The following is a 22,947-nucleotide window of genomic DNA, read 5'->3' on the forward strand; positions in this document are numbered from 1 at the left end:
CACTGCCGGGGTGCCTCACAGCAGCGTAACTTAGCGTTTCGAGACACCCGCCGAGTGCAGCCACCTCCCGCTGGCAACGCCGCCGCCATCCGCCCGTGTACCGACCGCCGAGGGGTCCCGTTCCGTGAGTCTGCATCCCACCCTCCAGCCCTACGCCGACGCCTGGACCCACTCCATCGAAGCGATATCCGAGCTGGTGACCCCGCTCGTGGAAGGAGAGTGGAACCGGCGCACGCCGTGCCCGGCCTGGTCGGTCCGTGACGTGGTCTCCCATGTCATCGGTCTGGACTGCGAGATGCTCGGCGACCCGCGCCCGATCCACACGCTCCCGCGCGACCTCTACCACGTGACGAACGAACAGCAGCGGTACACGGAGATGCAGGTCGACGTCCGCCGTCACCACACGGCGCCGGAGATGACGTCCGAGCTGGAGTACGTGATCATCCGCCGCAACCGCCAGCTCCGCAACGAGTCGCGTGACCCCGGGACCAAGGTGCGCGGCCCCTACGGCAGCGAACTGACGCTCGAGGAGTCCATGCGGCGGCACGCCTTCGACGTCTGGGTCCACGAGCAGGACCTGCGCGCCGCCCTCGGCCGCCCGGGCAACCTCGACTCACCCGGCGCGCACGTCGCGCGGGACTACCTGCTCGCCGAACTCCCCGCCGTGGTCGCGGAGAAGGCCGACGCCCCGCGCAGTTCGGCGGTCGTCTTCGACGTGCACGGCCCCATCGAGTTCCTGCGCACGATCCGCGTCGACATCCAGGGCCGCGGCACCCTCGAGACGGTCCCCGCCCTGGGCCCCGCCGCCACCCTCACCCTCGACTGGGAGACCTATGTCCGCCTGGCCTGCGGCCGGGTGACGCCGGAACAGGTGGCGGACCGGGTGAAGGCGGAGGGCGAACCCCAGCTGACGGCGGCGATCTTGAGGAACTTCGCGGTGACGCCGTAAGGGCGCCTTTTCAGCCGGCCGAGTCGGGCGGCAGGCGGGCAAAGGCCCGGGGGTCTGGGGGCGGAGCCCCCAGGACCGCCCCCCCCACCAACGCGGCCCGCTCACGCAGGTACGTGCACCGCCTCCACCCGGCTCGCCACCAGCCGCTCCCGCTCCCGGCGGATCGCCCGCTTGCGCAGCCGCAGGATCTGACTGACCCCCACGGCCTGGAGCACGAACACCACGGAGAAAGCGATCCGGTAGTTGTCCCCGGTCGCGTCCAGCAGCACCCCCACCGCGAACAAGGTCGTCATCGAGGCGACGAACCCGCCCATGTTGGTGATCCCGGACGCCGTGCCCTGCCGCTCCGGCGGATTCGCCGGCCGCGCGAAGTCGAAGCCCAGCATCGACGCCGGCCCACAGGCCCCCAGCACCGTGCACAGCACCACCAGCAGCCACATCGGCGCGTGCTCACCGGGATACGCCAGCGTCACCGCCCACACCAGCGCGGTCGCCCCCACGGTCCCGAGCGCCAGCGGGGTGCGCGCCTCGTGGTGCCGGGCGACGACCTGACCGTAGACCAGCCCTATGAGCATGTTGGACAGCACGACGAGGGTCAGCAGCTCGCCGGCGGTCGCCCGGGACAGCCCCTGCGCCTCGACCAGGAACGGCAGGCCCCACAGCAGCAGGAACACCATCGCCGGGAACTGCGTCGTGAAGTGCACCCACAGCCCGAGCCGGGTCCCCGGCTCCCGCCAGGAGGCGGCGATCTGGCGGCGGACGTAGGCCGCGCCCTGGTGCGGGACGGGCTCGGGCTCGTGGCCCTCGGGGTGGTCCTTGAGGAACAGGAGCAGCAGCACCAGCACCACCACGCCCGCGAGCGCGCTGCCCGCGAAGGCGGCCGTCCAGCCGATGCCGTGCAGCAGCCGGGCCAGCACCAGGGTGGAGACGAGGTTGCCGGCCATGCCGACCAGTCCCGCGAGCTGGGCGACCAGCGGGCCGCGCCGGGCGGGGAACCAGCGGCTGCCGAGCCGCAGCACGCTGATGAACGTCATCGCGTCACCGCAGCCGAGCAGCGCGCGCGAGGCGAGCGCCATGCCGTACGAGGGGGAGAAGGCGAAGCCCAGCTGCCCCGCCGTGAACAGCACGACCCCGATGGTCAGCACCTTCTTGGTGCCGAGCCGGTCGACGAGCAGGCCGACGGGTATCTGCATGCCCGCGTAGACCAGCAGCTGGAGGATCGAGAACGTCGACAGCGCGGAGGCGTTGACGTGGAAGCGGTCGGCGGCGTCGAGGCCGGCGACGCCGAGGGACGTGCGGAAGATGACGGCGACGAAGTAGACGGAGACGCCGATGCCCCAGACGGCCATGGCGCGGCGGCCGCCGGGGGGATCACCGGGAAGGGTCTCGGACCTCATCGGACCTCACCCCGCGCGAGGTGGGAGAACCACTCGACGTGGCCGTGGACGATCCCGACGACCGCCTCCGCGTCACCGGAACGCAGCGCGTCGAGGATCTGCTCGTGCTCGGTGAGGGTCTTGGTGATGCGGTCCGGGTGGGCGTGCATGACCGCGACGCCCATCCTGAGCTGCCGGTCGCGCAGCTGGTCGTAGAGGCGGGAGAGGATCTCGTTGCCGGCGCTGCGGACGATCTCGGCGTGGAAGCAGCGGTCGGTGACCGCGGCGCCCGCCAGGTCCCCGGCTGCGGCCTGCTCCTTCTGCTGCGCGAGCAGCTCCTCCAGGCGCGCGATGAGCTGCGGGGACGCGGGTACGGCCTTGCGGGCGGCGTGCTCCTCGACCAGCTGGCGGGTCTCGACGACGTCCGCGATCTCCTGTGCGGAGACGGGCAGGACCAGGGCGCCCTTCTTCGGGTAGAGCTTGATCAGCCCTTCCACCTGCAGCCGCAGCAGCGCCTCCCGCACCGGGGTGCGGGACACTCCGACGGCCTCGGCGAGCTCGCCCTCGGTGAGCAGTGTCCCGCCCTCGTAGTGGCGCTCCAGTACGCCCTGCTTGACGTGGTCGTAGACACGGTCGGCGGCGGGTGGCTGTCTGGTGGTGGCGGTGGCTGCGGGTGGAGCGGAAGACATGCGCACAGCATAGATACAACACGTACGCATGGGGGATCCGTTTCACGATACGGACCGCCCTCCGCTGTCCCAACATTCACCCCAGCCGCCGCACAACCTTCTGTGGTAGTTACGTGTCACACCTATGCGGCCCCTTCGTCACCCCCTCCAACTCGGCCGCATAAAAGGCGAATTCGACGTATTCGGGGTATTTCAGTTGACAACCGCTACCAAGGGCCTCCGTGTCCGCAGAGCCGCTGCCGTCGCCCTCACGACCGGCGCGATGCTCGCCACCGGAGCTCTCACCGCGGCACCGGCGCAGGCCGTGACCACGCCCACCATCACCGCCAAGGGCGGCTACCTGATGAACGGCGCCACGGGCAAGACGCTCTTCACCAAGGCCGCCGACACCAAGCGGCTCACCGCCTCCACCACCAAGGTCATGACGGCGAAGGTCGTGCTGTCGCAGTCGAACCTGAACCTGGACGCCAAGGTCACGATCAAGAAGGCGTACAGCGACTACATCGTGGCCAACGGTGCCTCGTCCGCCGGTCTGATCGTCGGCGACAAGGTCACCGTCCGTCAGCTCCTCTACGGGATGATGCTGAAGTCCGGCTGCGACGCCGCGATGGCGCTGGCCGACAAGTACGGCTCCGGCACCACGGTCGCGGCCCGCACCAAGAACTTCATCGGCAAGATGAACACCATGGCCAAGAACCTGGGCATGACGAACACGCACTTCGACTCGTTCGACGGCATCAGCAAGGGTTCCAACGCCTCGACGCCGCGTGACCTGACGAAGGTCGCCCGCAGCGCGCTGAAGAGCTCCACCTTCAAGACCGTCGTCAAGACCAAGTCGTACACGGCCAAGACGATCACGAAGACCGGCTCCACCCGCACCATGGCGGCGTGGAAGAACACCAACACCCTGCTCGGCTGGAACGGCACGCTCGGCGTGAAGACCGGCTCCGGCACCGAGGCCAAGTACTGCCTCGTCTTCGCCGCCACGCTCAACGGCGAGTCGGTGATCGGCGCGGTCCTCACCGCGCCCGACGAGGCCAGCCGCACGGCGGACGTGAAGAAGCTCATCAACTACGGCTACGCGAAGATCAGCTGACGCGTGGACAGGTGACGAGGGGGCCCGCGACGGCGGGCCCCCTCTCGCATGTCAGCGCACCGGCAGGAAGAACCGCCGCTTGTCCTTGGACGTGGCCCCGATCCGCCCGTAGAACCGGATGGCCCCGTCGTTCCACACGGGCGTCTGCCACTGCACATGCCCGAGCCCCAGCCGCCGCGCCTCGCCGCGCACGGCGTCCATGAGCAACTCCCCGATACCGAGCCCCCGGTGCCCGTCCCGCAGGAACAGGCAGTCCATGTGCAGGTACTCGGCCCCGTCCCAGGTGGACACCTCGGCGGAACAGGTGGCGTACCCGACGAGCGGCCCGCCCTCCCCCAACTCGGCGACGAGCCCGATCAGCCGGGGCTCGGGACTCCCGAACAACAGCCCCTCCAGCCGCCCGGCCAGCCCGCCGGCGGGCGGCTCGGCCTTCTCGTAGACGGCATGCTCGGCGATGAGGGCGATGAGATCCGGAAGGTCCCCGACACGAGCCCGCCTGACGTTGGTCATCGGACCATGATGCCTGGCCGGAGAATCGTTCAAGCTCACTCCTGAGGTCAGAAGTACGGGTTGAACTCCCCGCCGGAGTAGCAGTTGACGGTGATCCCGGCCTTGTTCACCTCGGTGCTGCCGTCATACAGCTGCACCTCGACACCGGCGTGCTTGATGCCGCGGCTGTCCTCGGCGGAGGTGTTCCACGTCTCGGAGGCGCCGTTGCCGCCGTAGACGTGGTGCCAGGGCCACTGCTTGACCGTGCTGCCCGTGTACGTCACCAGGCGGACGGCAGGGTGGAACCCGTCGGCCTTGGTGTCCTTCACGGTGATCCTCAGCGGGTCGATCTTGGTCCTGCTGACCCAGGTCCAGCTGGCGGACCCGGTTCCCCCCGTGACCGAGCAGGAGGCGCTCGCGCCTGCCGCCGCGGCCGGACTCGCCGCAAGGGGGATCAGGACCGCCGCAAGTGCGCCTGCGGTGAGGAGTCCTGCCTTGCGTGTACGCATATGTCTCTCCCAGCTCTCATGATTGACATGCGCACATTAAGTAAAATGATCATGAGGTGCAAGGAGGTTCCGGATCACGCCGGGTTGCCGGACGACACGTCGAACTGCATCTCCGGCGGATCCTTCGGATCGAAATCCGTACCCGCCTTGGGGAACTGCTTCATCACGGTGCCCTCGCCCCAGGTGTTCTCATCCACGGGATTCGGGTCGTAGTGCCAGCCGGCAGCCTTCAGGCACTCGAGCACCGAGTCCCAGTTCTTGTACTGGAAGTCCGGCATCTCGACCTTGTCCGGGTCGTTGTACGACTCCTGCGGCTCGGTGCACTCGGTCTTCTCGACCGTCCGGGTCGCGTCACCCGTCCGGTATCCCGTCGGGTGAGAAGAAGCCGACGTGCTCGCCCCGTCGCTCCCCTTCGCGTCGTCGTCCGAGCCGCCGTTCATCAGCAGGGCCGCGATGAGGCCGCCGACCGCGATGACCGAGACGATGATCGAGCCGAGGATCACGGGCTTGTTGTTCTTGCCGCCGCCGCCCGATGACGCGGGAGCCTGCTGCGGCGTGATGTTGTACGGCGGCGGGGTCGACGCGTACGCGTTCGGCGCCGGGGTCTGGTAGCCGGCCTGCTGCGGGTAGCCGTACGCGGGCGCCGGGGTCGGGGTGCCGTACGGGTTCGGCGTCGGGGCCGGCTGGTACGGGGTCTGGACGTTGTTCGTGGGCGGCGGGGGCGTCTGGCCGACCGGCGGGAACACCGCCGAGCCGACACCGGCACCGCTCGCGGTCTGCGCGCCCGGGACGATGCTGGGCGGCGCCGCCTGGAAGGACGCCGCCACCCGCAGGCACTCGTCGCGCATGGCCTCGGCGCTCGGGAACCGTTCGTTCGGGTTCTTCTTCAGGGCGCGGGCGACCAGCGCGTCCACGGCCGGCGGCAGCGATCTGTTGATCGAGGAGGGCGCCACCGGCTCCTCCTGCACATGCGCGTACGCGATCGCCAGCGGCGAGTCCGCCTCGAACGGCAGCCGCCCGGTGACCAGTTGGAACAGCATGATGCCGACCGAGTAGAGGTCGGAACGGGCGTCCACGCCACGGCCGAGGGCCTGCTCGGGGGAGAGGTACTGCGGGGTGCCGACCACCATGCCGGTCTGCGTCATCGACGTCACGCCCGACTGCATGGCGCGCGCGATGCCGAAGTCCATCACCTTGACCACGCCGCGCTTGGTCATCATCACGTTGCCCGGCTTGATGTCGCGGTGGACCAGGCCCATCTCGTGGCTGATCTCCAGGGCCGCCAGCACATCCGCGGTGATCTTCAGCGCCTTGTCGGCGGGCATCGCGCCGAACTGCCGTACGTCCTCGTCGAGCACCGAGCCCAGCGGCCGGCCCTCGACGTACTCCATGACGATGTACGGCATCGTCGACCCGTCGAGCGTGTCCTCGCCGGTGTCGAAGACCGAGACGATGTTGGTGTGCGTGAGCTTGGCCACCGCCTGGGCCTCGCGGCGGAACCGCTCGCGGAAGGCCTGTTCCCGGCCCAGCTCGGTGTGCAGCGTCTTGATCGCGACGGGGCGGTCCAGCATGGTGTCGTGCGCCAGGTGCACCGAGGCCATGCCGCCTTCGCCGAGCAAGTCGCGCAGCTGATAGCGGTTGTTGGCGAGCGCCCGCCCCGCGTACCGGCCCTGTGCGCCGTCCTGGCTCATCTTCCGCGTCCCCCATCGGCCATCAGGCGCCGGCCCGACTGTCGTTGATCGAATGGCTCATTCCCGGCCAAGTCTGCCCCACGGCACTGACAGGTCAAGCCGGGTGCCCGTTCCGTGACCGTACGCGAAAGAAGCGTCGCGGAAGCGTTACAGCGGCCGTACGGCCGGTACACAGAATTTGCACGACAGCGCGTGCTACCGCTTTGATGACCGGTCCGTCTCGGACCGGCCCCCGGGCGCATCCCGGACCGGAGGCTTGCGCGGAGGCTGTAGCGTGGCCGACGGAGACCGTAACAACACCGCGCGCACCGCGGGCAGAAACGACGGCGAGGACTGATGGCACAGCAGCAGCGCGCCCAGGGCCCGTCCGACCCCGAGGCGACTGGCGGCGGAATGTCAGATGCGCCGGAGCTGTGGGGTAACGGCGGACTGGTCGGCGACGGCCGTTACCGACTGACGCACAGACTCGGCCGCGGCGGCATGGCCGAGGTGTTCGCCGCCGAGGACGTACGGCTGGGCCGCACCGTCGCGGTCAAGCTGCTGCGCGCCGACCTCGCCGAGGACCCGGTCTCCAAGGCCCGCTTCACGCGCGAGGCCCAGTCGGTCGCCGGTCTCAACCACCACGCGATCGTCGCCGTGTACGACTCCGGCGAGGACCATGTGAACGGCCAGGCCGTTCCGTACATCGTCATGGAGATCGTTGAGGGGCGGACGATCCGTGATCTGCTGATCAACGCCGAGGCGCCGGGCCCCGAGCAGGCCCTGATCATCGTCTCCGGGGTTCTGGAGGCGCTCGCCTACTCGCACCAGCACGGCATCGTGCACCGCGACATCAAGCCGGCCAACGTCATCATCACCAACAACGGTGCCGTCAAGGTGATGGACTTCGGCATCGCCCGCGCCCTGCACGGCGCGCAGTCCACGATGACGCAGACCGGCATGGTCATGGGCACGCCCCAGTACCTGTCGCCGGAGCAGGCCCTCGGCAAGGCGGTGGACCACCGCTCCGACCTGTACGCGACGGGCTGTCTGCTCTACGAACTCCTGGCCCTGCGCCCGCCGTTCACGGGTGAGACCCCGCTGTCGGTGGTCTACCAGCACGTCCAGGACATCCCGACGCCGCCCTCCGAGGTCTCCGACGCCACGCCTCCGGAGCTCGACGGCCTGGTCATGCGCTCGCTCGCCAAGGAGCCGGACGACCGCTTCCAGACGGCCGAGGAGATGCGCGGGCTCGTCCAGTACGGGCTGCAGATGCTCTACGAGCAGGGCGGCCACACCGGCACCTGGAACACCGGGCCGGTCGCGATGCACGAGGGCCGGCACACCCCGGCCGCGGGCTTCGCGAACACCACCGTCATGGGGCACCCGGACGCCGGCGCCTCGGGTACGACCCAGATCCCGCAGCCGATCCTGCCCCACCAGGGCTACGGCGGGGACGACGGCGGCTTCGAGGGGCACGGCAACCGGGGCAGCGGTCGCGGCAAGCTGTGGATCCTCGCCGTCCTCGCGGTGATCGCCATCGCGGCGGGCGTCGCGCTGGCGCTGAACGGCGGCGGCGGAAACGGCGGCGGGGGCGGCACCACGCAGTCGCCGACCACCTCGCAGACCAAGGACGACGAGACCGCCAGCGAGTCGCCGACCGACGAGCCGACGGACGAGGCCACCGAGGAGCAGACCAACGACGGCACGAGCAACGGCGGCACCTCCTGGACGCCGTCGTCGCAGCCCTCGTACACGCCCTCGGCGACACCTTCGGACACGGCGACGGAGCCCACGGACGAGCCGACGACCGAGGAGCCGACGGACGAGCCGACGGACACCGCCGAGCCGACCGCCACGGCGGAGCCCACGGACACGAGCGGCGGCGACACGGGCGACCCCGACGGCACTTGAAGGCCTGGCCTGCCGACCGGGGGCCTGTGACCTCGGCTGGTGGCCTGCGACCTGCGCGCGCGTGCGGACCGGAGACGGACCGTACGCGCGCGTGCTGCTTCCCGAGCACCTTTTTCCCGGGCCCGGTGGTCCTCCGTGGCCCTCCGTGGTTCTCCGCGGTCCTCATCCCGCGAACGCGTCGCACACCGTCTCGTACTCCCGCGTCCACCACACCGCCAGCGCCGACGCGGCCGGGAACTGGGGGTCCGCGCGGGTGTCGCCGCGCTCGTAGTGCCAGCGCAGCATCCAGAAGTCGTTGAGCCGCTCCCACCACACCCGGTGCACGGCCGCCGCCAGCTCCGAGGGCGTGGCCCCGGCCGCGCGCCGGTACGCGCGCGCGTACGCCCGCACTTTCGGCAGGTCGAGCGCCCCCGCGGGCCGTACGAAGAAGATCGCGGCGGCGCGTACGGCCTCCTCCGCGCGGGGCTGCACGCCGAGCCGGTCCCAGTCGACGATCGCGGCGGGGGCGTCCCCCTGGTAGAGCAGGTTGAAGGGGTGGAAGTCGCCGTGCACCCAGCCCACGCGGGCCCCGTTCGGCGGCCGCCGGTGGGCGTGCTGCTCCAGCAGGGCGCGGCGCTCCAGGAGGCGGTGGCGGGCCAGTTCGTCGAAGGAGTCGGCGGGGCGGTGGCGGCGCACGCGCGTGAGGAGCTCGTCGATGAGGGCGAACGTGGCGCCGGGGTCGGCGCTGCGGACGGGGTGGGGGCTCGTGGCGGGGCGGGTGCGCCCCTTGGGCGGCATGACGCGCTCCAGGGCGGCGTGCACGGCCCCCAGCAGCGCCCCGAGCCGTGCGCACTGGTCCGGGGTGAGCTGGCCGCCGTGGCGGTGCCGGCCCTCGATCCAGGGGTGCAGGGCGTAGGCGTGGCCGCCGACGACCGCGACCGTACGGCCGTCGCGGCCGGCCAGCGGAGGGGCCACGGGGACGCCGATGGCGGCCAGGCGCTGGGTGGCGCGGTGCCGGCGCTCGATGGCGGCCGGGTCGGCGGTGTCGGGGTCGAAGTGGTGCTTGAGGAAGTAGCGGCCGCGGGTCGTGCGGAGCCGGTAGCCGCGGTTCAGCAGCCCTTGTTCGACGGGTTCGCAGGCGACGGCGGACCCGGCGGCGTACTGGCTCAACAGGGCGCTCAGCGGGGGCGCGTGGGGCATGAGGGGTGGTACACAAGGGCGCGGCACGCGCCAGATGCTAGGGCACGCGACGGGGCCGTGAGCTGGGCGTTGTCACAGACAGTCGCATTCGATCACGGCATGTGCGCGAAGTGACTTTCCAGGGCGCCGTCGGTGGAGTGCACGCTCCCGAACTGCGGCTCGACGCGCAGATAGACGGGTTCGTACGGCTTGCCGTCGACGACGCGGGGTGCGGGGCCGAACCGTTCGAGTTCGGCGGGCGTCGGCTCGTGCTGCGTGCACGCGCCGACCACCTGCACCGACCAGAGCCCCTCGCCCGGCCGGGCGGAGCTCAGGTTGTCCGCGCCGTAGGCGACGACATGGCCGACGCACGCCCGGTGGTAGCCGACGTTCGCCGGCAGCCGCAGCAGGACCCGGCCGTCGGCCACGACGTGCCGGGCGAAGGCGAGGAAGGGCAGCGCGCGCATGCTGGTGGCCACCCGGCCGTAGTCGGTGCGGGCGAGCAGGTCGACGGCGAGCTGTTCGTCGGAGGGCATGTAACCAATGTCGGACCTCGGCGCCTCGGAGTGCAGAGGTCTTTGGTCCTCAATGCCGCTGCTGTTCCGCCTGCATGCGCGCCACGTACGCCGCCGCCTGGGAGCGTCGCTCCATCCCGAGTTTGGACAGCAGACTCGACACGTAATTCTTGATCGTCTTCTCGGCCAGGTGCAGCCGCTCACCGATCACCCGGTTGGTGAGGCCCTCCCCGATCAGATCGAGGATCTTGCGCTCCTGGTCGGTGAGGTGCGCGAGCCGGTCGTCGCCCTTGGCGGTGCCGCCGTCCCGCAGCCGCTCCAGCACGCGCGCGGTGGCCACCGGGTCGAGCAGGGACTTGCCGGCCGCGACGTCCCGTACGGCCGACAGCAGCTCATGGCCGCGGATGGCCTTGAGGACGTATCCGGCGGCGCCCGCCATGATCGCGTCGAAGAGGGCCTCGTCGTCGGCGAAGGAGGTCAGCATGAGGCACTTGATGTCCTCGTCCCGCGACCGGATCTCCCGGCAGACCTCCACGCCGCTGCCGTCCGGCAGCCGTACGTCGAGGACCGCGACGTCGGGCCGGGTGGCCGGGATCCGCACCAGCGCGTCGGCCGCCGTACCGGCCTCGCCCACCACCTCGATGTCGTCCTCGACCGAGAGCAGCTCATGGACGCCTCGACGGACCACCTCATGGTCATCGAGAAGGAATACGGTGATTTTTCCGTCTTCGCGCACGCGGCAAGTCAAACACAGAAAGTCTTCCGGTGACCTGGGTAGCCGGGATAACGTGCCGTTGCTCCGGCCTCCTGCAAGGCTGTGACCAGCGGCTGTTCCCGATTGCGCGATCTACTAGGAAATCCAAGCATCGAATTACTTGGAAATCCAAGCAAAATCGCAGGTCAGGAGGGGTTTCACAGAATTGTGCAGCACTGGGTAACGTGCCTTTTGCAGGGCGCTCGCCGGGGCACCTTGTCACGCCTGATCCCGACCGGTCCGCACCCACCCCGTGCGTCGGCAGGGCCTCAGGTGAGCCGCACTGGCACCCGGCGAACCCGGGATGCCGGACCGACGGAGGAGCACACGTGACCGTGGAGAGCACTGCCGCGCGCAAGCCGCGACGCAGCGCCGGGACCAGGAAGTCCCCGAGCACCGAGCCCGAACTGGTTCAGCTGCTGACGCCCGAGGGCAAGCGCGTCAAGAACGCCGCGTACGACAAGTACGTCGCCGGCATCACCCCTGATGAGCTGCGCGGTCTGTACCGCGACATGGTGCTCACCCGCCGTTTCGACGCCGAGGCCACCTCCCTGCAGCGCCAGGGCGAGCTGGGTCTGTGGGCGTCGCTGCTCGGCCAGGAGGCCGCCCAGATCGGCTCGGGCCGCGCCACCCGCGAGGACGACTACGTCTTCCCGACCTACCGCGAGCACGGCGTCGCATGGTGCCGCGGCGTCCCGCCGGAGAACCTGCTGGGCATGTTCCGCGGCGTGAACAACGGCGGCTGGGACCCCAACAGCAGCAACTTCCAGCTCTACACGATCGTCATCGGCTCCCAGACGCTGCACGCCACCGGCTACGCGATGGGCGTCGCCAAGGACGGCGCGGACAGTGCGGTCATCGCCTACTTCGGCGACGGCGCCTCCAGCCAGGGCGACGTGGCCGAGTCGTTCACCTTCTCCGCGGTCTACAACGCGCCGGTGGTGTTCTTCTGCCAGAACAACCAGTGGGCGATCTCCGAGCCGACCGAGAAGCAGACCCGCGTCCCGCTCTACCAGCGCGCCCAAGGCTTCGGCTTCCCCGGCGTCCGCGTCGACGGCAACGACGTGCTGGCCTGCCTCGCGGTGACCAAGTGGGCGCTGGAGCGCGCCCGCGCCGGCGAGGGCCCCACCCTGGTCGAGGCGTTCACCTACCGGATGGGCGCCCACACCACCTCCGACGACCCCACCCGCTACCGCGGTGACGAGGAGCGCCAGTCCTGGGAGGCCAAGGACCCGATCCTGCGCCTTCGCCGGTACCTGGAGGCCTCAAACCACGCGGACGAGGGATTCTTCGCGGAACTCGAGGCCGAGAGCGAGGCGTTGGGCAGGCGAGTGCGCGAAGCGGTCCGTGCCATGCCGGACCCGGACCACTTCGCCATCTTCGAGCACGCGTATGCGGACGGACATGCGCTGGTCGACGAGGAGCGAGCCCAGTTCGCCGCCTACCAGGCGTCGTTCGCTGACGGAGAGGGGGCCTGACATGGCGACCGAGACTTCCAAGACCATGGCTCTGGCCAAGGCGATCAACGAATCGCTGCGCCGCGCCCTGGAGGCCGACCCCAAGGTCCTCGTCATGGGCGAGGACGTCGGCAAGCTCGGCGGCGTCTTCCGGGTGACGGACGGCCTGCAGAAGGACTTCGGCGAGAGCCGCGTCATCGACACCCCGCTCGCCGAGTCCGGCATCGTCGGCACCGCGATCGGCCTCGCCCTGCGCGGCTACCGCCCCGTGGTGGAGATCCAGTTCGACGGTTTCGTCTTCCCGGCCTACGACCAGATCGTCACCCAGCTCGCGAAGATGCACGCCCGCTCGCTGGGCAAGGTCAAGCTCCCGGTCGTCATCCGCATCCCCTACGGCGGCGGCATCGGCGCGGTCGAGCACCACTCGGAGTCGCCCGAGGCGCTCTTCGCGCACGTGGCGGGCCTGAAGATCGTCTCGCCGTCCAACTCCTCCGACGCGTACTGGATGATGCAGCAGGCCATCCAGAGCGACGACCCGGTGATCTTCTTCGAGCCCAAGCGGCGCTACTGGGACAAGGGCGAGGTCAACACGGAGGCCATCCCCGGCCCGCTCCACAAGGCCCGGGTGGTCCGTGAGGGCACGGATCTGACGCTGGTGGCGTACGGACCGATGGTGAAGACCTGCTTGGAGGTCGCGGACGCCGCGGCCGAGGAGGGCCGGAACCTGGAGGTCCTGGACCTGCGCTCGGTCTCCCCACTGGACTTCGACGCGATCCAGGCCTCGGTCGAGAAGACCCGCCGCCTGGTCGTGGTCCACGAGGCGCCGGTGTTCTTCGGCTCGGGCGCCGAGATCGCCGCCCGCATCACGGAGCGCTGCTTCTACCACCTGGAGGCCCCGGTGCTCAGGGTCGGCGGCTACCACGCCCCGTACCCGCCGGCCCGCCTGGAGGAGGAGTACCTGCCGGGCCTGGACCGGGTGCTCGACGCCGTCGACCGTGCCCTGGCGTACTGAGGAGAGGGTCGTGACGACGATGACGGAAGCGTCCGTACGCGAGTTCAAGATGCCCGACGTGGGCGAGGGCCTCACCGAGGCCGAGATCCTCAAGTGGTACGTGCAGCCCGGTGACAAGGTCACCGACGGCCAGGTGGTGTGCGAGGTCGAGACCGCCAAGGCGGCCGTCGAACTGCCCATCCCCTACGACGGTGTCGTCCGGGAACTCCACTTCCCCGAGGGCACCACGGTCGACGTGGGCACGTCGATCATCGCCGTGGACGTCTCGGGCGGGGCGGCCCCCGCCGAGGCACCGGCAGCCGCGGCCGCACCCGCAGCCGAGCCCACCACCGAGCCCGAGAAGAAGCCCGAGGGCCGCCAGCCCGTCCTCGTCGGCTACGGCGTCGCCGCGTCCTCGACCAAGCGCCGCCCCCGCAAGGGCCCCCAGATCCCGGTCCAGGAGGCCTCGACGGCGATCCAGACCGAGCTGAACGGCCACGGTCCCGCCGCACCGGTGGCGCCTGCCGCACCGGTGGCGCCCGCCGCACGGGTGGCCACGGAGCGCCCGCTGGCCAAGCCGCCGGTGCGCAAGCTGGCCAAGGACCTCGGCGTCGACCTGGCGACGGTCACCCCGACCGGCCCGGACGGCATCATCACGCGCGAGGACGTCCACGCGGCGGCGGCCCCGGCACCGGAGGCCACACCGGCACCGGAGACTGCCGCGGCACCGGCACCCGCCCGGACGCCCGTCCCCGCGTCCGTGCCGACGTACGACACCGCGCGCGAGACCCGCGTCCCGGTCAAGGGCGTCCGCAAGGCGACGGCTGCGGCCATGGTCGGCTCGGCGTTCACGGCGCCGCATGTCACGGAGTTCGTGACGGTCGACGTGACCCGGACCATGAAGCTGGTCGAGGAGCTCAAGCAGGACAAGGACATGCAGGGGCTGCGGGTCAACCCGCTGCTGCTGATCGCCAAGGCCCTGCTGGTCGCGATCAAGCGCAACCCCGAGGTCAACGCGTCCTGGGACGAGGCCAACCAGGAGATCGTGCTCAAGCACTATGTGAACCTGGGCATCGCCGCGGCCACCCCGCGCGGCCTGATCGTCCCCAACATCAAGGACGCGCACACCAAGACGCTGCCGCAACTGGCCGAGTCGCTCGGCGAGTTGGTGGCGACCGCGCGCGAGGGCAAGACCTCCCCGGCCGCGATGCAGGGTGGCACGGTGACGATCACCAACGTCGGCGTCTTCGGCGTCGACACCGGCACCCCCATCCTCAACCCCGGGGAGTCCGCGATCCTCGCGGTCGGCGCGATCAAGCTCCAGCCGTGGGTCCACAAGGGCAAGGTGAAGCCGCGTCAGGTCACCACGCTGGCGCTCAGCTTCGACCACCGCCTGGTGGACGGGGAGCTGGGCTCCAAGGTGCTCGCGGACGTGGCGGCGATCCTGGAGCAGCCGAAGCGGCTGATCACCTGGGCGTGAGACATGAGTGAAGGGGCCGGCGTCCGCTGACGCCGGCCCCTTGTCGCTCTCGTGGGATTTACAGGTACGGCCCGCCGGAGCGGCCGCCCGGGTGCCCGTCCTCGCCCTCGTGCCCCACGCCCGGCGGCAGCGCCCGGCGCATCTGCTCCAACTGGGCCCGCGCGGCCATCTGCTGGGCGAACAGCGTGGTCTGGATCCCGTGGAAGAGGCCCTCCAGCCAGCCGACCAACTGGGCCTGCGCGATCCGCAGTTCGGCGTCGCTCGGGGTCGCCCCCTCCGTGAAGGGCAGGGAGAGCCGCTCCAGCTCCTCGACCAGCTCCGGCGCCAGCCCGTCCTCCAGCTCCTTCACCGAGCTCCGGTGGATCTCCTTCAGCCGGACCCGGCTGGCCTCGTCCAGAGGAGCCGCGCGCACCTCCTCCAGCAACTGCTTGATCATGCTGCCGATCCGCATGACCTTGGCGGGCTGCTCCACCATGTCCGTCACCGGAAGCTCGCGGGAGTCCTCGTCCCCGGTGCCGCCGAGCGCCATCCCGTCCTGGCCCACGACCAGAATCTGCGGCTGCTCGGACGACCGTTCGTTCCTCGGCATCTCCATGCCGCCATTCTCTCGCACCCGTACACCTCATCACTGGGGTGCCCCCGGTGGAGGGTGATCCACCGTTTACGGGGCGCAGGATTCCGTCAGCCGCAGAGGCGATGGTGCGGCCGCTTCGACCCGGCGGCGGTACCCGTGATGCCGGAATCGCGGGGTGATGTGACGCTGGTGCTGTGACGGGATGGCTGCGCACCGTGCGCACGACGGGACTGCTGATCGCCCTGGGAGCGAGCGCGGCGCTGCTGCCGTACGACGTGATGGCCGCGCCCGCCGGTCCGACGCCGGGCGTGCACACGTCCGTCGCGGCGAGCTCCCCCGCGGGGCAGCGGCACGAGCGAGGAGAAGGGCGCGGGGGTGCGACGGCCTCCACGGGACGTCCCGCCGAACGTCCCACCGATGGTGCCGCCACCGCCGTACCCGACAGCCCCCGGGGAACCGCGTCACCACGGCCCTCCGCCGCACCGCCGCGCCCCGGACAGCCGGTCGTCCCGCGCACCGGGCCGTCCCGGGCCGGGAGCAGCGCGGGGGAGGGGCGGGAGCGGCCCGGACGCCAGGAGGACGCCGAGGCAGCGGAGACGGAGGCAGCGGCGGAGGCGAGTGCCGACGCCGGTGCGGATGAGGACGGGGAACGTCAGGACTCCGGGGCGCCGGACGAAGGCAACGCCGACGACGGCGTGACGGAGGAAGGGGCGAGCCGGGCGACCGGCGGCACCGCCACGGCCGTACCGGAGGCCCCGCGACGGCCGGTCGGGCAGGCCGTCGGCGAGGAAGGGCCGGCCACCGAGCCCGTTCTGCGCATCCTGCCGCTCGGCAGCGGACTGGTGCTGATCGGGCTCGGCCTGGGGCTCGCCCTGCTCGGGGTGCGGCTGCGCCGCGCCTGACGACCGGGGCTACCCCACGACCAGCAGCACCTTCCCCACGTGCCCGCTCTCCTCCACCACCCGGTGGGCCGCCGCCGCGTCGCTCATCGGCAGTTCGCGGTCGACGACCGGCCGGATGTGACCGCCCTCGAGCAGGGGCCAGACGTGTTCGCGCACGGCCGCCACGATCGCCGTCTTCTCGCTCAGCGGACGGGCGCGCAGGGTGGTCGCGCTGATGGCGGCGCGCTTGCCGAGCAGCGCGCCGATGTTCAGCTCGCCCTTGGCGCCGCCCTGGAGGCCGATGATCGCGAGACGGCCGTTGACGGCGAGCGCCCGGACATTGCGGTCCAGGTACTTCGCACCCATGTTGTCGAGGATGACGTCGGCCCCCGCGCCGTCCGTGGCCGCCTTGAGCTCGGCCACGAAGTCCTGCTCCTTGTAGTTGATCAGGATGTCGGCGCCGAGCCGCGCGCAGTGCTCCAGCTTCTCCTTCGTACCCGCCGTGACGGCGACCTTCGCACCCACGGCCTTCGCGAGCTGGATCGCCATCGTGCCGATGCCGCTGGAGCCGCCGTGCACGAGCAGCGTCTCTCCGGGGCGCAGGTGGGCGATCATGAACACGTTCGACCAGACCGTGCAGGCCACCTCGGGCAGCGCGGCGGCGTGCTTCAGGTCGACGCCCTTGGGCACCGGCAGCAGCTGGCCGGCCGGAACGACGACCTTCTCGGCGTAGCCGCCGCCGGAGAGCAGGGCGCACACCTCGTCGCCGACGGTCCAGCCGGACACCCCGGTGCCGAGCTCGGCGATCCGGCCGGAGCACTCGAGGCCGGGGTAGGGGGAGGCGCCGGGCGGCGGGTCGTAGAAGCCCTGCCGTTGCACGATGTCGGCCCGGTTGACGGCGCTGGCCACCACCTCGACCAGCACCTCGCCCTCGCCGGGCACCGGGTCGGGGACCTCGTCCCACGTCAGCACCTCGGGCCCACCTGATTCGGGAATCGTGATCGCACGCATGGGGGCGACGCTACTCCTCGGTCCCCGCCCCCATGTCGATCGGCCTTTCGACGGGGCCACCCGGAAATCCCTGTGCGTCACCGATGAGTTTGCGCGACCGTAAAAGTCTCCCCATGCGTAGCCCAAGCACGCGCCAGCGCCTCGCACGCGGAAGGACACCCAGCATGAGCCCCACCAAGAGCCGGCACACCTCCGGCCTGGCCATCGAGACCGCGGGACTGGTGAAGACGTTCGGTGAGACCCGCGCCGTCGACGGCGTCGACCTCGCCGTCCCGGCCGGCACGGTCTACGGCGTCCTCGGTCCGAACGGCGCCGGCAAGACGACCACCGTGAAGATGCTCGCCACCCTGCTCCGCCCCGACGGCGGCGAGGCCCATGTCTTCGGCCACGACGTGGTCCGCGAGGCCGACGAGGTGCGCGCCAGGGTGAGCCTCACCGGCCAGTACGCCTCTGTCGACGAGGACCTCACCGGCCTGGAGAACCTGATCCTGCTCGGCCGCCTCCTCGGCCACCACAAGAAGGCCGCCCGGGTGCGGGCCGGGCAGCTCCTGGAGGCCTTCGGGCTGACGGACGCGGCCGCGAAGCAGGTCAAGCACTACTCGGGCGGCATGCGGCGCCGTATCGACATCGCCGCCTCCATCCTCAACACCCCCGACCTGCTGTTCCTCGACGAACCGACGACCGGTCTCGACCCGCGCAGCCGCAACCAGGTGTGGGACATCGTGCGCGCGGTCGTAGCCCAGGGCACCACCGTGCTGCTGACCACGCAGTACCTGGACGAGGCCGACCAGCTGGCGTCCCGGATCGCCGTCATCGACCGTGGCAAGGTGATCGCCGAGGGGACGAAGGGCGAGCTGAAGGCGTCCGTCGGCGCCGGGTCCGTGCATCTGCGGCTGCGCGATCCGGGGCAGCGGCCGGAGGCGGAGCGGGTCCTGAGGCTCGCGCTCGACACGGACGTACAGCTGGAGCCGGACCCCGTGGCGCTCACGGCACGGCTGTCGGGGGCGAACGACTCCGCGGCCGAGCAGGCCTCCCGCGCGCTCGCGGAACTCGCCCGCACCGGCATCACCGTCGACAACTTCTCGCTGGGCCAGCCCAGCCTGGACGAGGTCTTCCTCGCCCTCACCGGACACGACACCCATGAACCCGACGCGAAGGAAGAGGCGGCGGCATGAGCACCGCGACCACCACCGAGGCCAAGGACCTCGCCCCCGTCAGCGCCGAGTCGCTGGCCGCCCTGCTGGTGGCCGGGGATCGGCCGCCGCGCCCGAGCGCGCTGTCGGCCTCCCTCACCTTCGGCTGGCGGGCGATCCTCAAGATCAAGCACGTCCCCGAGCAGCTCTTCGACGTGACCGCGTTCCCGATCATGATGGTGCTGATGTACACGTACCTGTTCGGGGGCGCCCTGGCCGGCTCCCCGAAGGAGTACATCCAGTTCCTGCTGCCGGGCATCCTGGTGATGTCGGTCGTGATGATCACGATGTACACGGGCGTCTCCGTGAACACCGACATCGAGAAGGGCGTCTTCGACCGGTTCCGGTCGCTGCCGATCTGGCGACCGTCGACGATGGTCGGCTATCTGCTGGGCGACGCCCTGCGCTACACGATCGCGTCGGTCGTGATGCTCGTCGTCGGCATGATCATCGGCTACCGCCCGGACGGCGGGGTCGGCGGGGTCCTCGCGGGGATCGCGCTGCTGGTCGTGTTCTCGTTCGCGTTCTCGTGGATCTGGACCATGTTCGGGCTGCTGCTGCGCACCGAGAAGTCGGTGATGGGCGTCAGCATGATGGTGATCTTCCCGCTGACCTTCCTGTCCAACGTCTTCGTCGACCCGAAGACCATGCCGGGCTGGCTGCAGGCCTTCGTCAACAACAGCCCGATCACCCATCTGTCCTCGGCCGTGCGCGGGCTGATGGGGGGCGACTGGCCCGCCGACGAGATCGCCTGGTCGCTGGGGTGGGCGGGCCTGTTCGTCGCCGTCTTCGGCCCGGTCACCATGCGGCTCTACAACCGCAAATGATCACTCCTGTACGAGGGGCCGGACGTCGGGTGCGATCTGCGAACCCGGCGTCGCCCGCACGATCGTGATCAGCCGGTCGGTCAGCTCCAGCGTCCCGACGTCCGGGTCGTCGTAGCCGAGCACCCGATGACCTCGTACGACACTCACCACCAGGTCGTCGGTCTCCCGCGGTCCGAGACCCACCTCGGCTTTTATGACCGGCCGTTCGATGATGTCGAGCCCGCTGCCCTGCTGGATGAGGTCCTCCATCACCATGCCGGCGGCCGGGCTCAGCACCGACAGCCCGAGCAGCCGTCCAGCCGCGCTCGCGCTGGTGATGACGGCGTCCGCGCCGGACTGCTTCAGCAGGGGCGCGTTCTCCTCCTCCCGCACCGCGGCCACGATCTTGGCGCCCTTGTTGAGCTGCCGGGCGGTGAGCGTGACGAGGACGGCGGTGTCGTCCCGCTGCGTCGCGATGATGATCTTCCGGGCCCGGTGCACCTCGGCCCGCTTGAGCACCTCGCTGCGCGTCGCGTCCCCTATGACCCCCGCGTACCCCTCCGCCGTCGCGGCGTCGATCACCTTGGAACTGGGGTCGACCACGACCACCTGCTCTTTCTTCAGCCCCGTCGCACAGACGGTCTGGATCGCCGACCGCCCCTTGGTCCCGAAGCCGACGACGACGGTGTGGTCACGCAAGGTGGACCTCCAGCGGTTGAGCCGCCATTCCTCACGGGTGCGTTCGGTGAGGACTTCGAGCGTGGTGCCGACCAGGATGATCAGGAACAGCACGCGCAGGGGCGTGATGACGAAGATGTTGGTGAGCCGGGCCCCGTCACTGACCGGGGTGATGTCGCCGTATCCGGTGGTGGAGAGGGTGACGGTCGCGTAGTACCAGGCGTCGAGGAAGTCGACCGAGCCGTCGGAGTTGTCGTTGTAGCCGTCGTGGTCGAACCAGACGAGCAGCGCGGTCAGCGACAGCACCAGCAGCGCCATCAGGACCCGCTTGGCGACCTGCCGGAACGGGTGCTCCACCACTTTGCGCGGCAGCTTCACCCGGTGGGTCACGAGATGTTCGTCCGCCTGGCGGGCGATCGCGTCATGGCCCGGAAGTTTCACGTGAAACACACCCCGATTCCGGCGGACGCCCAGTGCAGGTCGAGGAGTTCCAGCTCCTGACCCGCACGGGCACCGCCAGGCGGTACGACCGCCAGGGCGTCGGCCGCCGCGATGCCGCGCAGCATGGCCGGGCCGTTGTAGTGCAGCGGGACGGCGCTGTCACCGCGCAGGACGACGGGGATGAGCCGGGTGTCGTGCGGATGGCCGTGCACCTCGTCCCGCAAGGGCAGCGCGTACGGCTCCGGGGCGGGGTGGGCGGCAAGGGTCCGCAGCAGCGGCTCGGCGAGGGTGAGCAGCCCGGAGACGGCGGCGAGGGGGTTGCCGGGCAGGCCGACGAGGTGCTGGTTCTCCTTGATGCGGGCCAGCAGCATCGGGTGCCCGGGGCGCACCTTGACGCCGTCGACCAGGAGTTCGGCGCCGATCCGCTGGAGCGTGGGGTGCACGTGGTCGACGGGGCCGGAGGCGGTGCCGCCGGTGGTGACGACGAGGTCGGCGTCGGAGGTGGTGATCGCCTTGTGCAGGGCCGCCGCGTCGTCGCCGAGCCGGCGTACGGCGATGACCTCGGCGCCGAGTGCGCGCAGCCAGGGCGGCAGCATCGGGCCGAGCGCGTCCCGGATCAGGCCCTCGCGTGGGAGGCCCTCGGTGAGCAACTCGTCGCCCAGGACGAGGACTTCGGCGCGGGGGCGGGGGACCACGGTGAGGGCGTCGTACCCGGCGGCCGCGGCGAGCCCGAGGACGGCCGGGGTCACCACGGTGCCGACGGGCAGGAGTTGGTCGCCGTTGCGGCACTCCTGGCCGCGCGGGCGGATGTCCTGGCCGTGCTTGGTCTCGCGGGTGGCGTGCAGCCGGCCCTGGGTGTCGGTGCGGCCGTGCTCGCTGCGCAGGACCGCGGTGGTGTCCGGCGGGATGCGGGCGCCGGTGGCGATCCGGACGGCCTCACCGTCGCTGAGCGGCTGCGGCTCCGCGTGCCCCGCCAGCACGCCCTCGTCCCGTACGTCCCACGGGCCCGGCCCGGCGACCGCCCAGCCGTCCATCGCGGAGGTGTCGAAGGAGGGCAGATCGGTGAGGGCGGTGAGAGGGGCGGCCAGGGTGAGGCCGAGGGCGGCGTCGAGGGGGACGGGGGCGGGGGCGCGGTGGGCGGCACGGCTGCCGGGGCGGGTGGCCCGGGCGGCCCGTTCGGCGACGGCGCGGGCCTCGGGCCAGGGGGTGGCGCGGTGGTGGGCGTCGGGCCTGCCGGGGGCGTCGCTCCGGGTCGGCGCGGTGGGCGGGGGCACCTGTTCGCCAGAGGCGCGGCCCGGGGTCCCCTCTGCGGTGCGGCCCGTGTCGCGGCGGTCGTTCACGAGGGCGAGCACCTCCTCGACGTCCAGGTCCTCGGCGTCGGCGGCATCCGGACGGGCGGTCATCCGGCGTCCGTGCCCGGCTCGGCGTCGCCCGGCTTGGCGCCGGAGGCCTCCTCGTCGGGCCAGGCGAGGGCGAGGGCGGTGGCCTTGCGGGCGGCCTCGGCGACCGCCTCGGGGCCTCCCCCGGCCTGCGCGGCCGCATAACCGACGAGGAACGTGGTCAGCGGCGCCCCGGGCCTGGCCACGTTGTGGGCGGCGTCGCGGGCGAGGTCGAGCAGGACGCCGGTGTCGACGTCGAGTTCGATGCCCAGCTCGGCCTTGACTGCGGAGATCCATTCATCCAGCACGGGTCCATGCTCCCTGATACGTGCCCTGGCGGCGGCGATGTCGTCCCAGGTGTCGCAGTCGAAGGACGCGACGGGGTCCGGGACACGGGTGAGGTGGAGTCCGGCGGTGAGCCGGCGCAGGGGCAGCCCGGTGAGGCCGTCGTGCGCTGTGGTGAGCGTGGTGAGCTCACGGCGCAGTGCGGAGGCGCGGTAGGCGGCGACGAGGGGTTGGTCGCGGCCGTCGGCGTCGGTGAGCAGCGCTCCGTCGGTCCCGGCCGCGCGCAGCGCGGTCAGCAGACGGCGGACGGTGTCCGTGGTGAGGAAGGGCAGGTCGGCGGAGAGGACGACGACGTCCCGCGCGGTGGTGGGGTGCAGACCGGCGCCGAGCGCGGCGACCGGGCCGCCGCCGGGCGGGTCCTCGCGGGCCCAGGTGACGGGCCGGGCGGTGGGCCGGGGGTCGGCGACCACCACGGTGGTACGGGCGTCGGCGCAGGCGGCCAGAACCCGCTCCAGCAACGCCCGCCCGCCCACGCGCACGCCGGGCTTGTCCGCGCCGCCGAGCCGCCGGGCGGCACCCCCGGCGAGCACGACGGCGTCGTACGCGAGGTCGGCACCGGCGGCGCCCGCGGGCTCGTACGAGGTCACCCTTC

The 22,947-nt window shown here is 71.2% G+C and carries 22 protein-coding genes; 9 read left to right on the top strand and 13 right to left on the bottom strand.

Translation table 11 applies throughout. The features are described 5' to 3' along the window. The first annotated feature begins 124 nt into the window (after window positions 1-124). The gene (locus ACFUO4_RS33140; protein WP_079310558.1) at window positions 125-949 is read left to right on the top strand and encodes a maleylpyruvate isomerase family mycothiol-dependent enzyme; all 825 of its coding nucleotides are present in this window, start codon (window positions 125-127) and stop codon (window positions 947-949) included. A 101-nt stretch (window positions 950-1,050) separates the two neighbouring features. Here the strand turns inward: ACFUO4_RS33140 and ACFUO4_RS33145 are convergent, their stop codons facing one another. Further along, the gene (locus tag ACFUO4_RS33145; protein WP_383491812.1) at window positions 1,051-2,346 is read right to left on the bottom strand and encodes a nitrate/nitrite transporter; all 1,296 of its coding nucleotides are present in this window, start codon (window positions 2,344-2,346) and stop codon (window positions 1,051-1,053) included. Further along, entirely contained in the window at window positions 2,343-3,014 is a 672-nt protein-coding gene (locus tag ACFUO4_RS33150; RefSeq protein WP_079310566.1) for a GntR family transcriptional regulator, read from the bottom strand. The genes ACFUO4_RS33145 and ACFUO4_RS33150 overlap by 4 nt, the downstream gene beginning before the upstream one ends. 196 nt (window positions 3,015-3,210) lie before the next feature. On the opposite strand from ACFUO4_RS33150, the gene ACFUO4_RS33155 reads away from it, so the two are divergent. After that, window positions 3,211-4,110 carry a D-alanyl-D-alanine carboxypeptidase family protein gene (locus tag ACFUO4_RS33155; RefSeq protein WP_383491814.1) on the top strand — a complete coding sequence of 300 codons (900 nt, stop codon included), beginning with the start codon at window positions 3,211-3,213 and terminating at the stop codon, window positions 4,108-4,110. A gap of 51 nt (window positions 4,111-4,161) precedes the next feature. Here ACFUO4_RS33155 and ACFUO4_RS33160 read toward each other — a convergent pair whose 3' ends face one another. The 3 genes from ACFUO4_RS33160 to ACFUO4_RS33170 form a co-directional block, all read right to left on the bottom strand. Further along, entirely contained in the window at window positions 4,162-4,620 is a 459-nt protein-coding gene (locus tag ACFUO4_RS33160) for a GNAT family N-acetyltransferase (protein WP_079310561.1), read from the bottom strand. A gap of 47 nt (window positions 4,621-4,667) precedes the next feature. After that, the gene (locus ACFUO4_RS33165; RefSeq protein ID WP_128112262.1) at window positions 4,668-5,108 is read right to left on the bottom strand and encodes a hypothetical protein; all 441 of its coding nucleotides are present in this window, start codon (window positions 5,106-5,108) and stop codon (window positions 4,668-4,670) included. Between the two features lie 74 nt (window positions 5,109-5,182). Beyond that, on the bottom strand, window positions 5,183-6,799 hold the full coding sequence (locus tag ACFUO4_RS33170) for a protein kinase (RefSeq protein ID WP_079310564.1): 1,617 nt from the start codon (window positions 6,797-6,799) through the stop codon (window positions 5,183-5,185). 336 nt (window positions 6,800-7,135) lie between these two features. Between ACFUO4_RS33170 and ACFUO4_RS33175 the strand changes: the two genes are divergently transcribed. Next, a complete protein-coding gene (locus tag ACFUO4_RS33175) occupies window positions 7,136-8,692 on the top strand; it encodes a protein kinase (protein WP_383491816.1) in 1,557 nt (518 codons plus the stop codon). A 162-nt stretch (window positions 8,693-8,854) separates the two neighbouring features. Here the strand turns inward: ACFUO4_RS33175 and ACFUO4_RS33180 are convergent, their stop codons facing one another. The 3 genes from ACFUO4_RS33180 to ACFUO4_RS33190 form a co-directional block, all read right to left on the bottom strand. Next, window positions 8,855-9,871: a phosphotransferase gene (locus ACFUO4_RS33180; RefSeq protein WP_383491818.1), complete on the bottom strand. Its 1,017-nt coding sequence runs from the start codon at window positions 9,869-9,871 to the stop codon at window positions 8,855-8,857. 92 nt (window positions 9,872-9,963) lie between these two features. Next, on the bottom strand, window positions 9,964-10,386 hold the full coding sequence (locus ACFUO4_RS33185) for a pyridoxamine 5'-phosphate oxidase family protein (protein WP_383491820.1): 423 nt from the start codon (window positions 10,384-10,386) through the stop codon (window positions 9,964-9,966). Window positions 10,387-10,435: 49 nt separating this feature from the next. Beyond that, complete coding sequence (locus ACFUO4_RS33190) at window positions 10,436-11,101, bottom strand: response regulator (RefSeq protein ID WP_383491822.1); 666 nt, start codon at window positions 11,099-11,101, stop codon at window positions 10,436-10,438. Between the two features lie 347 nt (window positions 11,102-11,448). Between ACFUO4_RS33190 and pdhA the strand changes: the two genes are divergently transcribed. The 3 genes from pdhA to ACFUO4_RS33205 are packed head-to-tail and all read left to right on the top strand — an operon-like array spanning window position 11,449 to window position 15,047. Then, window positions 11,449-12,597 carry a pyruvate dehydrogenase (acetyl-transferring) E1 component subunit alpha gene (gene pdhA / locus ACFUO4_RS33195; protein WP_383491824.1) on the top strand — a complete coding sequence of 383 codons (1,149 nt, stop codon included), beginning with the start codon at window positions 11,449-11,451 and terminating at the stop codon, window positions 12,595-12,597. Window position 12,598: 1 nt separating this feature from the next. Further along, window positions 12,599-13,588: an alpha-ketoacid dehydrogenase subunit beta gene (locus ACFUO4_RS33200; protein WP_383491826.1), complete on the top strand. Its 990-nt coding sequence runs from the start codon at window positions 12,599-12,601 to the stop codon at window positions 13,586-13,588. Window positions 13,589-13,598: 10 nt separating this feature from the next. Further along, window positions 13,599-15,047, top strand: coding sequence for a dihydrolipoamide acetyltransferase family protein (locus ACFUO4_RS33205; RefSeq protein WP_383491828.1), 1,449 nt, complete (start codon window positions 13,599-13,601; stop codon window positions 15,045-15,047). A gap of 58 nt (window positions 15,048-15,105) precedes the next feature. Here the strand turns inward: ACFUO4_RS33205 and ACFUO4_RS33210 are convergent, their stop codons facing one another. Then, the gene (locus tag ACFUO4_RS33210) at window positions 15,106-15,642 is read right to left on the bottom strand and encodes a bacterial proteasome activator family protein (RefSeq protein ID WP_079312752.1); all 537 of its coding nucleotides are present in this window, start codon (window positions 15,640-15,642) and stop codon (window positions 15,106-15,108) included. Between the two features lie 173 nt (window positions 15,643-15,815). Here ACFUO4_RS33210 and ACFUO4_RS33215 point away from each other — a divergent pair, with 173 nt between their 5' ends. Continuing rightward, entirely contained in the window at window positions 15,816-16,523 is a 708-nt protein-coding gene (locus ACFUO4_RS33215; RefSeq protein ID WP_383491830.1) for a hypothetical protein, read from the top strand. Window positions 16,524-16,532: 9 nt separating this feature from the next. Here ACFUO4_RS33215 and ACFUO4_RS33220 read toward each other — a convergent pair whose 3' ends face one another. Continuing rightward, on the bottom strand, window positions 16,533-17,513 hold the full coding sequence (locus ACFUO4_RS33220; RefSeq protein WP_079312750.1) for an NAD(P)H-quinone oxidoreductase: 981 nt from the start codon (window positions 17,511-17,513) through the stop codon (window positions 16,533-16,535). Window positions 17,514-17,677: 164 nt separating this feature from the next. Here ACFUO4_RS33220 and ACFUO4_RS33225 point away from each other — a divergent pair, with 164 nt between their 5' ends. Both ACFUO4_RS33225 and ACFUO4_RS33230 read left to right on the top strand, forming a co-directional pair. Beyond that, entirely contained in the window at window positions 17,678-18,688 is a 1,011-nt protein-coding gene (locus ACFUO4_RS33225; protein WP_079312749.1) for an ATP-binding cassette domain-containing protein, read from the top strand. Beyond that, a complete protein-coding gene (locus ACFUO4_RS33230) occupies window positions 18,685-19,533 on the top strand; it encodes an ABC transporter permease (RefSeq protein WP_383491833.1) in 849 nt (282 codons plus the stop codon). The genes ACFUO4_RS33225 and ACFUO4_RS33230 overlap by 4 nt, the downstream gene beginning before the upstream one ends. On the opposite strand, the gene ACFUO4_RS33235 is transcribed toward ACFUO4_RS33230, so the two are convergent. Genes ACFUO4_RS33235 through ACFUO4_RS33245 form a run of 3 tightly spaced genes read right to left on the bottom strand, consistent with a single transcriptional unit; the run spans window position 19,534 to window position 22,942 of the window. Further along, on the bottom strand, window positions 19,534-20,631 hold the full coding sequence (locus ACFUO4_RS33235; RefSeq protein ID WP_079312745.1) for a TrkA family potassium uptake protein: 1,098 nt from the start codon (window positions 20,629-20,631) through the stop codon (window positions 19,534-19,536). Then, window positions 20,628-22,034: a molybdopterin molybdotransferase MoeA gene (locus ACFUO4_RS33240; protein WP_383491835.1), complete on the bottom strand. Its 1,407-nt coding sequence runs from the start codon at window positions 22,032-22,034 to the stop codon at window positions 20,628-20,630. The genes ACFUO4_RS33235 and ACFUO4_RS33240 overlap by 4 nt, the downstream gene beginning before the upstream one ends. After that, complete coding sequence (locus ACFUO4_RS33245; protein WP_383491837.1) at window positions 22,031-22,942, bottom strand: NTP transferase domain-containing protein; 912 nt, start codon at window positions 22,940-22,942, stop codon at window positions 22,031-22,033. The genes ACFUO4_RS33240 and ACFUO4_RS33245 overlap by 4 nt, the downstream gene beginning before the upstream one ends. Window positions 22,943-22,947 lie beyond the last annotated feature (5 nt).

Source organism: Streptomyces sp. NPDC057280 (genome assembly GCF_042668605.1).
Lineage (GTDB): Bacteria > Actinomycetota > Actinomycetes > Streptomycetales > Streptomycetaceae > Streptomyces.